We start from the raw sequence: 13,968 nt of genomic DNA, 5'->3' as shown, positions 1-13,968 counted from the left end.
TCCCTCGAACCAACGAATCGTGCGCTTCGAGGATCAAGTACGGTGAGCACCCAGAACAATGATGAGTGCTGAAAGATCACCTTCAGCGGGAGTAAACGGAGCAGGTCAGGCGTGGAGCTGCGCGACATCGAGATCTTCCTGACCCTGGCCGAGGAACTGCACTTCGGCCGTACCGCCGCCCGGCTGTGCCTGTCGCCCGCTCGCGTCACCCAGGCGATCCAGAAGCAGGAACGGCAGATCGGCGCGCCACTGTTCGAGCGCACCAACCGCACGGTACGGCTGACACCGGTCGGGCGGCAGCTCCGCGACGACCTGCGGCCGCTCTACGCCGGGCTGAAGCACAGCGTGGAGCGCGCCCAGCTCGCCGGCCAGGGCATCACCGGCATCCTGCGTGTCGGCATGCTGCCCGCCAACGCCTACGACCTGCGCGCCTACTGGGACGTCTTCCGCCTCCGGCACCCGCAGTGGAGGCTGCGCGTTCAAAGCACCCAGTTCAGCGACTCCTTCGCCACGCTGCGCCGCGGTGACATCGACGTCCTGATCACCTGGCTGCCCATCGACGAGCCCGACCTCACCGTCGGACCGGTCCTGCTCGCCGAACCCCGGGTGCTGGCCGTCTCCACCGGCCACGAGCTCACCCGCCGTACCTCCGTCTCCCTGGAGATGGCCGCCGACTTCCAGCACCCGCACTCCGACACCCCGCCCGACTACTGGTACGACGCCTTCATCCCCCGCGAGACCCGTCGCGGCCGCACAATCGAGCGCGGCCCCGTGGTGCGGAACACCGAAGAAGCCATCACCCTCGCCAGCATGGCCGAGATCGTCGTGCTCTTCCCCTCCCACATGACCCGCTACTGGGCACGGCCGGACATCACCTACCTGCCCGTCACCGACATGGGCCCGCTGCCGTACGCGCTGGTGTGGCGCAGCAGCGAAACAACCAACGAACCCATCCGCGCCCTGGCCGAGGTCGTCCGCGACCTTGGCCCCCTCACGCCACAGAGCTGATCGCCGAACAACAGGGTGAACCCGGAAACGCCTCGCCAGACCGGACGTCATCAGGTTCAGCGCCCCTGGGAAGAGCCGCAGCACATTTCAGCCGATCGACGGCAGGGGGGACCGGCGAGGCGGCGTCGTCTGAGCGAACGTGAGCACGGGTATCTCCCACCGGTGGCGTAGCTGGCTACGGGCCGCTCGCAAATGTCACTCACATTGCGGGCGGACCGCCCGAGGAGGGCTTCGCCCGATGTCCGGACTGGCGGCGCTGACATCGGGTTGGCCCAGGCGACGGTGAACACGGTGAACGTTCGTGGTCACTGCGCCGGCGAGGAGCGCGTGGACGACCGGTCGGAGGCCGGCCGACTGCGCGATTCGGCGCGTACGTGGCCCACGGGCGGCAGCGCCTGCGCGAGCAGCGTCCGCCCGACGTGGTTGACCTCGATGTGGCCGCCCACGACGACGTCGGGCGAGCCGTCACCGTCGTCGTGGCCGTAGGAGTGGGTCGTAAATCGTGACAACCCCTGGCAGGCAAGGTCTTTTCGCCTCCTCCAAGCAACGTTGCACGATCACTCATGGGGATCGCGTACACCCTCTGAGTGGCGCGGTGCCAGGCCGTGCTCGTAGGCATAGATGACGGCGCGCACCCGCGTGGGCAGCCCGAGTTTGCGCAGCAGACTCGCGACGTGGTTCTTGACCGTGCCTTCCTCGATGGCCAGGGCTCGGGCCATCTGCGCGTTGCTCAGCCCGCGAGCCAGGTGCCGGAGCACCTCGAGCTCACGAGCAGTGAGCCGCTTGTGCGCGTCGGCGGGAGACGCGGGCGACAGGCTCGCGAATCGGTGGATCAACCGGGTGGTGACCTGAGGGTCCACCAGCCCGTGCCCGCGGTGCAGCGCTCGCACCGCCTCCAGGAGCAGTTCGGGGTCGCTGTCCTTGAGCAGGAACCCCGAAGCCCCCGACTGGAGTGCCCCGAAGAGGTACTCGTCGGTGTCGAACGTGGTAAGCGCCAGCATCCCCGGCGGAGCTTCGGTGCCGGCCAGTTGCCGGATCGCGGAGATCCCGTCGACGTACGGCATGCGCAGGTCCAGCACCACCACGTCGGGGCGCCGCCACAGCGCCTGGTGGACGGCCTCGGCTCCGTCGGCCGCCTCACCGACCACCTTGATGTCGGGCTCGCCGTCCAGCGTCACGCGCAACGCGTCACGTACGGCCGGCTGATCATCGGCGATCACCACTCGAATCGTCACGCCGCCCTCCTTGAACCGATGGGCCCGAACGGCACGACGGCCTCCACCTGCCAGCCGTGATCCTGCCCCGGGCCGGCCACGAACGTGCCGCCGTGTTGGTTTACACGCTCGCGCATGCCTCTGATGCCCCGCCCCTCCGCTCCGGCACGGCCGTGGCCGTCGTCGGTGATCGAGACCGTCACGGCGGCCGGGTCGCACACCACGTGCACGTCCACGTGGCCGGCTCCGGAATGGCGGACGGCGTTGGTGAGCGCTTCTTGTACGACGCGGTAGACCGTATGGCCGACAGCGGGCGGCGGCGTGATGCCGGCCCCGGCGCGGCGGACCGAGATCGGCAGCCGCGGGGTGGAGAGCCGCTCGGCCAGGTTATCGATCTCTTCCAGGTCCGGCCCGGTGGGTGCCTCACGTAGGGAGTCGAGAAGGGCGCGCACCTCGTTCAACGCGGTTGCGGACAGCTCGGCGATGGTGCCCAGGGCCTTGTCGGCGGTCTGCGCCTGGCCACGCAGTGCTCGGCGGGTGGCGGTGGCCTGCATGCGGATGGCGGTGAGGTGGTGGCCGACGCTGTCGTGGACGTCGCGGGCGAGCGCGGCGCGTTCCTCCGCCATGGCGCGGCGCGCCTCGGCGTGGTCGAGCCGTGCCGCCTGCGCGGCCCGCTCACCGTACAGCTGCAGGGCGAGGCCGATCGCGACCGGGGCGACACCCATGATGACCAGGTCGGTGACCACGGAAAGCCCCGCCTGTGCCCGCGGGATGAGCAGGCCGTAACCGGTGGTCCAGACGATGGACAGGCTCATCACCAGCCAGGCGCGGCGCGGCAGGCGAAAGGCCGCCGCGCCGAACATGACCATGGCCACCAGCCGGCCTTGCCACCCTGGGATCGCCAGCCCGAGCAGAGCTGTCGCCGCTGACAGCAGCGCTCCTGTCAGCGGAAGGCGGGCACGCAACGTCAGCGGCAGGGCGGCGGCGAGACTGGCACCCGCCAGGAGGGGCAGCTCAGGCCACGGTGGCGGCTCGCCGTCGAGTATGGCGAATGCGGTGAGCGCGGCCGTGGCCGCGAGCACGAAGAGTCCCTCTCTGGCGTACACAGCGGCAACGCTACTTCGCCGGTCCGCAGGAGGCGCCGCGCGGCGGCATCTGGCCCGTGGTCAGGTAGCGGTGTACGTGCTCGCGTACGCACGGGTGGCCGGAGAGGTAGAGCGCATGCCCGCCGATGGCCGGCAGGAAGCGGGCCCCGGGAAGCTGGGCGGCCAGCCGGCGGCCGTCCGCGGTCGGGGTGTTGTCGTCGTATTCGCCGCCCGCGATGAGCACGGGGGGCAGGCCGGGCGCCTTAATGGGGTGAGGCGCGTACGTCCTGGTCGGCGGGAGGCCGGCGCAGTGGTTGGCCATCAGCCACACGGCTCGCCACCCGATGTGGGGCGTATCGCGACGCAGGACGCTCTCCAGCTTCTTGACCTTTCCGTATCCGGGGTAGGGCAGATCCGCGCAGAGGATGACGCGCGACAGGTCGGGGTCCGGTGCTCCTTGCACCTTGGCGAAGAACGAGGCGTCGCCGGCCTGCGCCCGCGCGAGCCCGGCGGCCAGGCGCTCCCAGGTGGCCTCGTGGGTGAAGTGGGCGCGGGAGGCGATCTGGGTGTCGCTGATGCGTACGCCGGGACCGGCTTCGGGGGCGGGGATGGGCTCGCGGCGGGCCTCGGCCATCACCTCTTCCCAGACGGCCACCGGATCCTTGCCGTGCAGCGCGCAGGTGGCGGTGCTCTGGCACCAGGCGGCGAAGCGCTTGAAGTTGGCCTCCAGGGCCTTGGCCCGTGGCTTGAGCCAGGTGCGCAGGTCGGGGGTGGTGTGGTCGAAGACGCTGTCGAGATACATCCGGCCGACCCGGCGGGGGAACAACTCGGCGTAGGCCTGCCCGAGTACGGTGCCGTGTGAGTTGCCCAAGTAGGTCAGCTTGGCCTGTCCCAGTGCCTTTCTGATCGCCTCCATGTCGTGCGCGATCTGCCAGGAGTTGAGGCTTCCCGACAGCGGCCCGGCCTCTTCGGCGCATGCCTGCCCGAAAGCGCGGTTCTTCGCAGCGTACGCGTCGTATGCGTCCTTGTTCGGGAACACCCACTCGGTGGCGAACGGTGCGGAGATGGGGCAGTTGATCGCGCTGGACTTGCCGAACCCCCGCGGGTCGAAAATCACCACGTCGAACCATTTGGTCAGATCCGCAAAGGACTCCTTCGCCTGACGGAGAAGCGCGATCTGCTCGCCAGGCCCACCGGTGTTGACCAGCAGCACGCCCTTCTTGCCGGCCTGGTCCTGAGCGGACAGCTTCGCGAGACCGATCGTGGCCTTTCGCCCTGATCGGCGGGCCCAGTCGGCCGGCACCTGGATCTGTGCGCACTGCAGACCGTCCCCGCAGTCCTGCCATGACAGCGGCGTGGCCGAGACCGGAGCGACGGCGGTGACCGCGCCGACGACGAGTGAGGCAACGATGTTCATGCCGGAAGGATCGCCGGAGCCGCTCCGTCCACGCGTCCCCCTTTCTGCATATCTTTGCCGCGCCGCTGGACGACGGCACCCGCCGCGCCTACGCCGCAACGCCCACCTGGCCGCGCTCGACCACTTCTACGGCCACTGCGGGCTGGGCCCGGTCCAGGTCCGCCGCGGCACCCCGCCCAAGCTCGCCCCCAGGCGCTGGACGCCCGGGGGCAGAGGCGCTTCCTGCACGCCGTGGAGGCCCGCGGCGATGGCTGCGGTGAGCCTGTCAGGATCGAGGGCGGCAGCGTCAGGTGACGTTCGAGAACGGACGCGGTGGCGAAGGTGCGTCTCGCCGGCGAATGCGGACGTCTCGACGCGTTCGAGGTCGACGAGCTTTCAGAGTCCTGCGAACAGCGAGACCGCCCTCACCCGGCAGAATCGGCACGATATGCAGCTGGACCTCGTCGACGAGCCCCAGTGCGAGGCACTGTCGCGAGATGCTGCCTCCCAACGGACTGACCCGCTTGTTTCCGGCTGCCTGCTTGCCGGACTCGACCGCCTGATCGATGTCGTCGACCACGCAGGTATACGTGACGCCATCTTCGAGCGACACGGTCGCATGGGTGATCGTCTTCGCCATGTTCTGACCCTTCTCCTCACCTGACGTCGACCTCCTCACCAACCCACGTACGGGACTGGCTCTGGTGGGCGTGCTCACCGACACCCAGCACGACCCCGAGCTGGCCCGGTGCCTGCGCGACCGGCTGATCCATCCGCGCATCGAGGAGTTCCGCGCGCGCCTGCGCACAGCCCAGGACCACGGACAGCCGTCCCCCGACGCGGACCTGGACGTGGCGCACGACCTGCTGTTCGGGCCGATCTACGTCCGGCCCACCTTGCACCTCGGCATGCCCGCTCCGGACCATCTCACCGAGCTAATCGACAGCGCGATCCAAGGCGTGAACCGCGGCCCACGCCACGGTTGACGCTCAGCGCCGCCGTGGCCAGGCGAAATGAGCGACCTTCCCGGGTCCGGCTCGGGCGTCACCCCATCACCTTCGATGTCCATGATCCGGGCGAACCAGTGGACGCTCCCTACCTTGAGATCCCGCTCACGACATCCCCTGGATCAGGGGAGATCGAAGGGGGCCGGGAAGTGGCCTTCCCAGATCTGGCGGGATGCCTGTTCGGGGTAGGGCAGGGTCTTCGGCTCGGCGTCCAGGACGCGGGTGAGGTGCTCGCCCGGCCGGTGGGCGGGCCAGCCCGCGTCGCCGGTGGTGATGAAGCGGACCCATGCCTCCTGCAGTTCGCGGGAGAGCGCGACGGCTTCGGGCGTGGGCTTCTCGCCGATGAGCCGGGTGCCGACGGGGCTGTCCAGCGTGCCGAACGCCAGGGGCACGTCGAGGCTGTGGCAGGCGCCCAGGATGCCGCCGAGGGCCGGGGCGGCCCAGCACAGTTCGAACAGGTACGAGGTGCCGCCGGCTGCGGCGTTCGCCTCGGCCAGCTTCTGTGACGGCATGCGGAAGAGGGCGTCGGAGTACACCGTCTCCACCAGTTCCTCCGGGCCTGCCTGCGGGAACGCGGCACGGTAGGCCCGCGCGCCGTCCGGCTGCGGGGCGAGCAGTTCCAGGGCCGCGTCGGCGTCCTCCTCGGTGAAGGTGCCGTACCGTCCGCTCATGACGCTGAAGTACCGGAACTCGTCCCGGGTGTGGCCGACGAGCAGTTCGGTCCCGCTCGCGCGCCCGCCGGTGAACGCGGGCCAGGGCGTTTCCTGGAGGACCTCGCCGTCGACGACGGGACACAGGGCGGTGCCGGTCTCCGTGAGACGCCCCCAGCTCTCCCGGTGCGCGTCGAGGCCGGCGTTGAAGGAGGTGAGCTCCGCGGCCAGGTGCCAGGGGTCGATGTCGCGCAGGGCCTCGGCGGTGGGGGCCGCCGCGCCGAGCCGGTCCGCGAACGCGGCGGTGACCTGCCGGGCCAGCGCGGGGGTGCTGTGCAGTCCCGGCACCGAGTGGGCGATGGCCCGCCGGAACAGGCCGCGGGCTGACTTCATCGTCAGCAAGGCGGCGACCGAGCCCGCCCCTGCGGACACCCCGCCCACGGTGACCCGGCCGGGGTCGCCTCCGAAGGCTGCGATGTTGCGCTGCACCCACTCCAGCGCCGCGATCTGGTCGAGGAAACCGCGGTTGGGCGGCGCGTCGTCGAGGAACGCGAATCCCTCCGCGCCCACGCGGCAGTTGATGGTCACCACGACGACTCCCGCCTCGGCCAGCGCCGCCGGGTCGTACATCGGGTCGCTCGAGGCCGCCGAGAGGTAGCCGCCCACGGGGATCCACACCAGCACCGGCAGTCCCGCCGCGCCGGGATCCGGCGTGCCGACGTTGAGCGTCAGCCAGTCGCTGCCCTGCGGGGGCACGTCGATCGGCAGGGACAGCGGCACCACGGGGCCGAACTCGACCGCCGGTCTCGTCCCCTCCCAGCGCTGCGGCGGCGCGGGCGCGGCGAAGCGGAGCGCTCCTACCGGGGGCCGGGCGTACGGGATGCCGCGAAACACCGCGTGCCCCTGCCGCCGGCGCCCCTGCACCACGCCTTCTGTGGTCCGTACCTTCATCCGGCTCCTTCCCTCGCCTGGTTCCTGGGATATAGGTCAACTGTATTATGTCGACTGTATTGGAATGGTCTTGGGTACGAGGGAGCAGCCGGCGATGCCGAAGCAGGTGGATCACCGCGAACGCCGCGAAGCGATCGCCCGCGCACTGTGGCGGGTGGTGGAGCAGCGCGGCGTCACCCAGCTGACGATGCGCGTGGTGGCGCAGGAGGCGGGCATGTCGCTCGGGCAGCTGCAGCACTACTTCGGCTCCCGTACCGCCATGCTCTCCTTCGCCATGGACTTCGCGTCCGAGCAGACCTCAGTGCGCGTACGCCAAGGGCTGGAAAAGCTCGGTGACCGTCCGCACCCCCGTGACGTGCTGCGACTGACGCTCGCGGAAATGCTCCCCCTGCACGCCGACGCCCGCGCGACCAGCCGGATGAGCGCCGCCTACGTCCTGGAGGCGCTGCACGACGAGGCCGTGCACGAGCAGGCGCGCCGCGGCCTCGTCCAAGGGCGGGCCCTCGTCGAGCAGGTGGTCCGCCAGGCGATCGCCGACGGGCACATCGACCCCGGCCGCGACCCGGCGACCGAGACCAACCTGCTCCTCGCCCTCACCGGCTTCACCTCCCTGATCGAACTCGACGTGATCGAGCCCCAGGACGCGCTCGCCGCGATCGACGTGCATCTGGACCGGCTGTTCAGGAGTACGTGACCGTCTCGTCTTGCGCGTCAGCCCGGCAGCCAGTGCAGCTCGTGCGCCAGGGCTCTGGCGACGGCGCGGATGCGGCGGTGCAGCGGCGACTGCTCGCGTGGGAGGACCAGGTGGATCGTCAGGCTGGGCGCGCCGCGCAGCGGCCGCCAGGTGAGACCGGCCGGTTGCACCGCGACCGCCGCTTCTCCTGCCGGGGCGAGGGTGAGCCCGTCGCGCAGGTCGCGCTGGGACATGTCGTACGAGACCGCGGGCGTGTGGAAGCGCGGGTGCGGCCGGGCATCGTGGAACAGTGCGGACAGCTGATCGTGGATCACGGGGTTGGCCGCACGGTCCGGGAGCCTCAGCGGGTACGCGGCCGCGTCGGCGATCTCGATCTCCGGGTGTCCGGCCAGCGGATGGTGCTCCGCCAGCTGGACCCCGACGCGCAGACGCCGCAGCAAGTACCTATGGACGCCGCGGCCCGGTTGTTCGCCGCGGGTGATCCCGGCGTCGAGGCGGCCGTCCGCGACCGCCGGGGTGATCTCCGGTGTCGCCATCGGGACCGCGCCGATCTCGAGTCCGCTGGTGCCGCGCATCAGTCTGTCCACCAGGGCCGGTACCGTCTCGGCCCCGGCGCTGAGGCTGTAGCCGATGCGCAGCGCGCCCAGTTCGCCGGCGGCCGCGCTCCTGGCGGTGTCCCATGCCCGGTCCAGTGCCGCCAGCGCGGGGGGCGCGGCCTCCGCCAGAGCCGCACCTGCCGCGGTCAGTTCGACGCTTCGCGTGTTGCGGACCAGCAGGGGCGTACCGAGCTCCGACTCCAAACGGCGCATCCGGGCACTGAGAGCGGGCTGGGCGATGCCGATCCGTGCGGCCGCGCGCGTGAAGTTCAGCTCCTGCGCCAGCACCAGGAAGTACCGCAGGCTCACCGTGTCCGGCGCCACGAGCCCTCCCCCGCCGATTAATAACGATTCGTTCTGAGTCTAGCCCGAACTGGTCTTTCCCTCGGCCGCACATCAAGCCCTAACCTGCGCATATATCGATCGAGCTCTGACCAGAACAGGAGATTTCATGGCGAAGGGCTACTGGGTCAGTGTCTACCCCGACACTCCCGACCTTGAGCGGCTGACCACTTACGACAAACTGGCCGGTCTGGCCGTCCAGGCCGGGGGCGGGCGCAACCTTGCCCTCCTCCCGTCCCGTGGCGGTCGGATCGTCGCCCACGAGGCCGGAGTCACGCAACGCGTCGTTCTCATCGAGTTCGACAGCTTTGAGCAGGCCGTCGCAACGTACGAGAGCGAGGCGTACCAGAACGCGCTGGTGGCCCTCCCCGACGGCTTCGAGCGCGACTTCCGCATCATCGAAGGCGTCGACTGACCGGCTTGGCCCGAGGGAGCCGGGTTGCTCCGAGCTCGCAGGTGGCCTGACCACGATGGGACGATCCGACGAGACTGTCGCCGCCTACCAGCAGGCCGCCGACGATTTCCGCGGGGCCGCGTCCCGGTGGAGCAGCGCCGACGATCTCATGGCGCTGATCCACCGGGACGCGGCTCGCAGAGCCCGCAACCCCATCAAGACAGCCCTGACCAGGCTGCGCAGCGACCGACCGAGATCCCGCGGGAACGACGGCCCGGCCTGACGGCAGGCGATCACACCGACGGCGGGAGGAGGCGGTGGCGGTTCAACCAGCCGGCGATGGCCTGGCCGATGGCGTGGGGCTGGTCCTCGGGGGCCTGGTGGCCCGCAGGTCCGATGCCTTCGATTTCGAGGGCTGCGATGTTCTGGCGGGCCCAGTCCACGATCTGCGGGGAGGCGATGCCGACGCCGTCTTCGACCGTGAGGAGCAGTTTGGGCACCTCTGGGCTGGTGGCGAGCCATACGCCGTAGGCGTCCATGCGTTCGGCCACGTCAGCCGGTTCGCGGTCGAAGGGGATCTCGCGCGGCCACTGGAGCAGCGGGCGACGGGACGACGGGTCGGGGTAGGGCGCGCGGTAGACGTCGTGGTCGTACGGGCTGAGGCCGGTCTTGATGGCGAAGGGGTGAGGCAGGGCGTACTCGATGGCGGCGTTCTCCTCCAGCAGCAGCCGCTCGCCAAGGCCGGGGGTGCGCAGCGCTCGGGAATGGTCGATCACGTCCTGCGGCAGTTCGGCCCACATCTGCGGACGCAGGAACGTCTCCAGGAGGGCGATGCCGCGCACCTGCCCGGGGTGGCGGGCGGCGCGGTCCATGGCCAGCGCGCCGCCCCAGTCGTGGCCGACCAGGACGGCCTCCTCCAGCCCCATCGCTTCGAACCACGCGTCCAGGTAGCGGGCGTGGTCGGCGAAACGGTAGCCGATGTCCGGTTTCCCTGAGGCGCCCATCCCGATCAGGTCGGGGGCCAGGACCCTGGCGCGATCGGCGACGTACGGGATGACGTTGCGCCAGATATGGGACGACGTGGGGCTGCCGTGGAGGAACACCACAGGCCACTCCCCCTGCCCGGTCTCTTGGTAGGCGAGGTAGGAGTCGATGACGGCGACAGAATTCATGATTTTCAAGTCCTTCGCTGAGTTGCGCCTGGACTCTAGATCCGCATCATCCCAACTGTCAACACCCCAACTATTTATAAGACAACCGTCATCGGCAGAACGATCAGACTGCTAAGGTGAGGAGCGTGCCCGACCAGGTGAGCAACGTCGTAGACGACGAGTCAGGACCGCTGCACGCGACCATCGGCCATCTGGTGCGCCGCGTGTTCACCGCCGTCACCGCTCATGCCGTGCAGGACGGGCCGCAGTCGCGGGAGTTCGTGGTGCTCGACGTCCTCGCCGACGAGGACTCCCCCTCACAGCAGGATCTCGCCCATCGGCTCGGCATCAATCGCACGATCATGGTCAGGTTGCTCGACCGGCTCCAGGAGAAGGGCTACGTCGTCCGCACCCGCAACCCGGCCAACCGCCGCACCTACGTACTGTCGCTGACCGAAGCGGGCCGCAGCGCCCTGGACGGCATGCGCCACGCCGTCGCCGTCCGCGACGCCCGGCTCACCGGCGCGCTCACCGAGCATGAGAGGCGGCGCCTCACCACGCTGCTGACCACGATCGTCGCCGACGACGGGCCATCCGCCATCCGCAGCATCGAGCACCTGATAGCGCAAGCCCACTACCGGCTGCGGCGTCTCGGCGATCACCGGCTCGCGGCTTACGGCCTGCGCACCCGCCACTTCGCCCTGCTGCCGGCCCTGGACCGGCTCGGCCCCTGCCCGCAGGAGCAACTGGCGCGATACCTGCACCTGACCGAGCCGGCCACCGCCTCCCTCATCGACGAGCTGGTGCAGGCCGGCATCGTGTCCCGCGGCCAGGACCCGCACGACCGGCGCCGCTACGCCCTCCAACTCACCGACCTCGGCCGCGACCGCATCCCGGCGGTGCGTGAAGCCCTGGACGGCATGGAACGCGACCTCGACGGCCTCCTCGGCCCGGACGGCGCCCGGGAACTTCGCGCCCTTCTCACCAAGCTCTTGCCGTAAGCCTGCGATCCTCGATGCTCAGGCCGGGATCCAGTTGCCGTGGAAACCCGCGGGGATGCGTACCGGGACGTGCACCTCGGCGAGCGGGGGTGCGGCCAGGTCGGCGGCGTTGAGGATGGCCAGGTAGCTCGTACCGGCGCGCCGATCGTGCGCGAACGTCATCAGGTAGCCCTCGTTCTCACCGGTCCCGGCCCGGGGTACGAAGACGGCCTCGCCGCAGGTGTGGCCGGGAGGGAGACGGTGCACCGTCCGTTCGCCGCCGCCGGTGAGGTCGTAGGCGTAGATCTCCGACCGCTCGGGCTCGGCGTCCAAGGAGAAGCTCGTCGTGTAGCCGAAACGGTGGGGCAGTCCGAGCACCGAGTCGGCCACGCGGGGGTACTCACTGGGCGCGTCGTCGAGCGGCTCCTCGGTGACGGCTCCCGAGGTCAGGTGCAGCGTCCAGCGGTACACGACCGGGAGCCCGCCCTCCAGGTCGCCGGCACCGTCACGCCACAGCGTGGGGACGCGGGTGCCGATGACGGTGATCGTGTCGCCCTGGGGGTCCTCGAAGGCGTTCATGCTGTGCCACACGTAGCACGGGGCGACGTCGAACCAGCGTACGGGCGCGTCGTCGCCGGCCGTACGCGCCAGCACGCCGAACCTGGCGCGGTGCCCGTCGTCCCAGCGCCACGGCGGCCCGCCCGCCGCAACCTGCGCCGGGTCGAAGACGACCGGCAGGTCCATGAAGATCACGTGGTTCCGGGTGACGGCGAAGTCATGCATCATCGTCGCCCGCGGCACGTCCACGACCCGCGTCTGCACCACCTCGCCGGCGGCCGAGGCGCGGTAGTAGGTCAGGTACGGCGGGCGCATCCGGTAGCCGAAGAACAGCAGCTCACCGGTGATCGGGCAGGTCTTCGGGTGCGCGGTCATCGGGGTCCGCAAGGCGCCGTCGAAGGTGTGCGCCCCGATCGTGGCGAGATCCGGCGTCACCTCGTACGGGAAACCGCCCTCTTCCAGGGCGAACAGCCGGCCCGCGTGCGCGATCAGGTGGGTGTTGGCGGTGGTGACGCGGTAGTCGATCCGGCCGGTCTCCTGGTCGAAGGCGAGGGCGAAGCGGGACCGGCCGGGGTGGTCGTAGAGCGGGGTGCGTACGTACCGGTTGCGGTACCAGCGCGCCCTGCCGCCCTCCAGCGCGATGGTGTGGATCATGCCGTCACCGGCGAAGGAGTGCGGCGACCAGCCGGTACGCGGATTGGGCCCGTTGCGGAAGAACTGCCCGCTCAGCTCGGCCGGGATCGCGCCGACGACCTTGGACGGCTCCAGGGTCACCTCGTCGGCGACCGGTGCGTTGTTGCCCGCGAGATGCAGCGGCACGGTTTCGGACATGCTGGAGCTCCTGTCGGTGTGGGGTGGAGACGCCGACAACCGTGCCGGAGAAAGTCCGTGGATGACAGTCTTGTTCTTCCCGCCCGCCTCAGCCGACCGACGAAGCCGCAGGTGAGAGCAGCCTCAAAAACCCTGGCGTTCATGGCGCAGGCGCTCGCGCCAGGGATGCGTGCTGTGCGTCTTCTCCAGCGCCTCGTCCAGCCAGCATCGCTGCTCGTCGCTCAGCATCGGAAGGACCGTCTGGAAGTCGGTCTCGTCCTTCGGTCGCATGCCCTTGGACTTGTAGAGCAGCTGCACCTCCGGGGCGAGCCGCCGGAAACCGTCCTCCTCGATGGTCAGCCGGGCCAGCGGGCGGCGGATCCGAGGGTCACGCCGGTAGATCCATTCCTCTCCTTCGGTCTCGTCCAGCATGAGCTGGAACCGCCATGGCCCTTCCGGGTGCTCGCGGACCCAGATGTCGTGCGCCTGCTCGGGCAGCACCTCGTCCAGCGCCCACGGCCGCAGCGTCTGGGCCACGGCCGCGACGTGGACGTCCCAGCCGATCAACAACCGCCGCACGGCGAGCTGGTCCCGACGCGGCAACGCGATGTCCACGTCCCCATGGTCGCGATACGAATGCCCCACGGCCAGCTCGATCGCGTACCCGCCGGCCACCCACCACGGCGCCGCCAGCCCGCGCATCAGCGCGACGACCTCGCCGAGCGGAGCGGCGTCCCAGGGCCCCCACGGCGTCTCGATCCTCACCATCCGACAATCATGCTTGATCGCAACCCCCGTCCAAGGAAACCGAGAGGTATCGCCGTTCGCACGTCGCCGACGGGTCCCCTTGTTCCTCCTCCTGGCTTGCTCACGAGCGTGAACGACACCACACACGAGATTTGGTGGAAGCCGGGGCCGGAGCAAAGGTGCCCTTCAGATTTCGTCGAAGCAGCGCCGGAGAAGTTTACGTCCGCGTAAGCGGGGTCGCAGACGTAGGTCGCATGTGGGTGCTCGCTCTGGCTGTCGAGCAGGGCCTGCAGGGTCAGCCATTTCGCCTCGTCGCTGAAGTCGGTGCGCAGCACGAGGGAGGTCAGGTCGGCGGGTTGCGGAAGGGTCATGGAGATGATTCTTT

The 13,968-nt window shown here is 69.9% G+C and carries 16 protein-coding genes and 1 pseudogene; 6 read left to right on the top strand and 11 right to left on the bottom strand.

The features are described from left to right. The first annotated feature begins 111 nt into the window (after positions 1-111). Positions 112-1,008: a LysR family transcriptional regulator gene (locus AB0K18_RS05530; RefSeq protein WP_364910238.1), complete on the top strand. Its 897-nt coding sequence runs from the start codon at positions 112-114 to the stop codon at positions 1,006-1,008. Positions 1,009-1,313: 305 nt separating this feature from the next. Here AB0K18_RS05530 and AB0K18_RS05525 read toward each other — a convergent pair whose 3' ends face one another. The 5 genes from AB0K18_RS05525 to AB0K18_RS05505 all read right to left on the bottom strand — a co-directional run bounded on the left by AB0K18_RS05525 (position 1,314) and on the right by AB0K18_RS05505 (position 5,343). Then, positions 1,314-1,517: a hypothetical protein gene (locus AB0K18_RS05525; RefSeq protein WP_364910235.1), complete on the bottom strand. Its 204-nt coding sequence runs from the start codon at positions 1,515-1,517 to the stop codon at positions 1,314-1,316. Positions 1,518-1,565: 48 nt separating this feature from the next. Further along, on the bottom strand, positions 1,566-2,243 hold the full coding sequence (locus AB0K18_RS05520) for a response regulator transcription factor (RefSeq protein WP_364910233.1): 678 nt from the start codon (positions 2,241-2,243) through the stop codon (positions 1,566-1,568). Continuing rightward, complete coding sequence (locus AB0K18_RS05515) at positions 2,240-3,328, bottom strand: sensor histidine kinase (protein WP_364910230.1); 1,089 nt, start codon at positions 3,326-3,328, stop codon at positions 2,240-2,242. The genes AB0K18_RS05520 and AB0K18_RS05515 overlap by 4 nt, the downstream gene beginning before the upstream one ends. 10 nt (positions 3,329-3,338) lie before the next feature. Next, on the bottom strand, positions 3,339-4,724 hold the full coding sequence (locus tag AB0K18_RS05510) for an alpha/beta hydrolase (RefSeq protein WP_364910228.1): 1,386 nt from the start codon (positions 4,722-4,724) through the stop codon (positions 3,339-3,341). A 286-nt stretch (positions 4,725-5,010) separates the two neighbouring features. Then, entirely contained in the window at positions 5,011-5,343 is a 333-nt protein-coding gene (locus AB0K18_RS05505) for a hypothetical protein (RefSeq protein WP_364910226.1), read from the bottom strand. Positions 5,344-5,383: 40 nt separating this feature from the next. On the opposite strand from AB0K18_RS05505, the pseudogene AB0K18_RS05500 reads away from it, so the two are divergent. Further along, a pseudogene (locus tag AB0K18_RS05500) lies at positions 5,384-5,689 on the top strand (TetR-like C-terminal domain-containing protein); the annotation flags it as partial. 143 nt (positions 5,690-5,832) lie between these two features. On the opposite strand, the gene AB0K18_RS05495 reads toward AB0K18_RS05500, so the two are convergent. Further along, entirely contained in the window at positions 5,833-7,311 is a 1,479-nt protein-coding gene (locus AB0K18_RS05495) for a carboxylesterase family protein (RefSeq protein WP_364910224.1), read from the bottom strand. 94 nt (positions 7,312-7,405) lie between these two features. Here AB0K18_RS05495 and AB0K18_RS05490 point away from each other — a divergent pair, with 94 nt between their 5' ends. Further along, a complete protein-coding gene (locus AB0K18_RS05490; protein ID WP_364910222.1) occupies positions 7,406-8,005 on the top strand; it encodes a TetR family transcriptional regulator C-terminal domain-containing protein in 600 nt (199 codons plus the stop codon). Positions 8,006-8,022: 17 nt separating this feature from the next. Here the strand turns inward: AB0K18_RS05490 and AB0K18_RS05485 are convergent, their stop codons facing one another. Beyond that, complete coding sequence (locus AB0K18_RS05485; protein ID WP_364910219.1) at positions 8,023-8,925, bottom strand: LysR family transcriptional regulator; 903 nt, start codon at positions 8,923-8,925, stop codon at positions 8,023-8,025. A 127-nt stretch (positions 8,926-9,052) separates the two neighbouring features. On the opposite strand from AB0K18_RS05485, the gene AB0K18_RS05480 reads away from it, so the two are divergent. Together AB0K18_RS05480 and AB0K18_RS05475 are read left to right on the top strand one after the other, a co-directional pair. Continuing rightward, positions 9,053-9,358 carry a DUF1330 domain-containing protein gene (locus AB0K18_RS05480; protein WP_364910218.1) on the top strand — a complete coding sequence of 102 codons (306 nt, stop codon included), beginning with the start codon at positions 9,053-9,055 and terminating at the stop codon, positions 9,356-9,358. A 55-nt stretch (positions 9,359-9,413) separates the two neighbouring features. Next, entirely contained in the window at positions 9,414-9,620 is a 207-nt protein-coding gene (locus AB0K18_RS05475; RefSeq protein WP_364910215.1) for a hypothetical protein, read from the top strand. A gap of 10 nt (positions 9,621-9,630) precedes the next feature. Here AB0K18_RS05475 and AB0K18_RS05470 read toward each other — a convergent pair whose 3' ends face one another. Next, a complete protein-coding gene (locus AB0K18_RS05470; RefSeq protein ID WP_364910212.1) occupies positions 9,631-10,518 on the bottom strand; it encodes a haloalkane dehalogenase in 888 nt (295 codons plus the stop codon). Positions 10,519-10,634: 116 nt separating this feature from the next. On the opposite strand from AB0K18_RS05470, the gene AB0K18_RS05465 reads away from it, so the two are divergent. Beyond that, a complete protein-coding gene (locus AB0K18_RS05465; protein WP_364910210.1) occupies positions 10,635-11,489 on the top strand; it encodes a MarR family transcriptional regulator in 855 nt (284 codons plus the stop codon). Between the two features lie 18 nt (positions 11,490-11,507). Here AB0K18_RS05465 and AB0K18_RS05460 read toward each other — a convergent pair whose 3' ends face one another. The 3 genes from AB0K18_RS05460 to AB0K18_RS05450 all read right to left on the bottom strand — a co-directional run bounded on the left by AB0K18_RS05460 (position 11,508) and on the right by AB0K18_RS05450 (position 13,954). Next, positions 11,508-12,857, bottom strand: a complete 1,350-nt coding sequence (locus AB0K18_RS05460; protein ID WP_364910207.1) for a carotenoid oxygenase family protein — start codon at positions 12,855-12,857, stop codon at positions 11,508-11,510. A gap of 123 nt (positions 12,858-12,980) precedes the next feature. After that, entirely contained in the window at positions 12,981-13,604 is a 624-nt protein-coding gene (locus tag AB0K18_RS05455; protein WP_364910204.1) for an amino acid transporter, read from the bottom strand. After that, a complete protein-coding gene (locus tag AB0K18_RS05450; RefSeq protein WP_364910201.1) occupies positions 13,598-13,954 on the bottom strand; it encodes a hypothetical protein in 357 nt (118 codons plus the stop codon). The genes AB0K18_RS05455 and AB0K18_RS05450 overlap by 7 nt, the downstream gene beginning before the upstream one ends. Positions 13,955-13,968: the final 14 nt, after the last annotated feature.

This window comes from Nonomuraea sp. NPDC049421 (assembly GCF_040677005.1).
In the GTDB taxonomy this organism is placed as follows: Bacteria; Actinomycetota; Actinomycetes; order Streptosporangiales; family Streptosporangiaceae; genus Nonomuraea; species Nonomuraea salmonea.
Note: the sequence above shows the minus strand (reverse complement) of the source record. Positions and strands in the feature narration are given on the sequence as shown.

Coding starts and splice junctions, on each gene's coding strand:
- AB0K18_RS05510 (WP_364910228.1), bottom strand. CDS start 4,724: ATGAACATCGTTGCCTCACTCGTCGTCGGCGCGGTCACCGCCGTCGCT.
- AB0K18_RS05505 (WP_364910226.1), bottom strand. CDS start 5,343: ATGGCGAAGACGATCACCCATGCGACCGTGTCGCTCGAAGATGGCGTC.
- AB0K18_RS05495 (WP_364910224.1), bottom strand. CDS start 7,311: ATGAAGGTACGGACCACAGAAGGCGTGGTGCAGGGGCGCCGGCGGCAG.
- AB0K18_RS05490 (WP_364910222.1), top strand. CDS start 7,406: ATGCCGAAGCAGGTGGATCACCGCGAACGCCGCGAAGCGATCGCCCGC.
- AB0K18_RS05480 (WP_364910218.1), top strand. CDS start 9,053: ATGGCGAAGGGCTACTGGGTCAGTGTCTACCCCGACACTCCCGACCTT.
- AB0K18_RS05475 (WP_364910215.1), top strand. CDS start 9,414: ATGGGACGATCCGACGAGACTGTCGCCGCCTACCAGCAGGCCGCCGAC.
- AB0K18_RS05460 (WP_364910207.1), bottom strand. CDS start 12,857: ATGTCCGAAACCGTGCCGCTGCATCTCGCGGGCAACAACGCACCGGTC.
- AB0K18_RS05455 (WP_364910204.1), bottom strand. CDS start 13,604: ATGGTGAGGATCGAGACGCCGTGGGGGCCCTGGGACGCCGCTCCGCTC.
- AB0K18_RS05450 (WP_364910201.1), bottom strand. CDS start 13,954: ATGACCCTTCCGCAACCCGCCGACCTGACCTCCCTCGTGCTGCGCACC.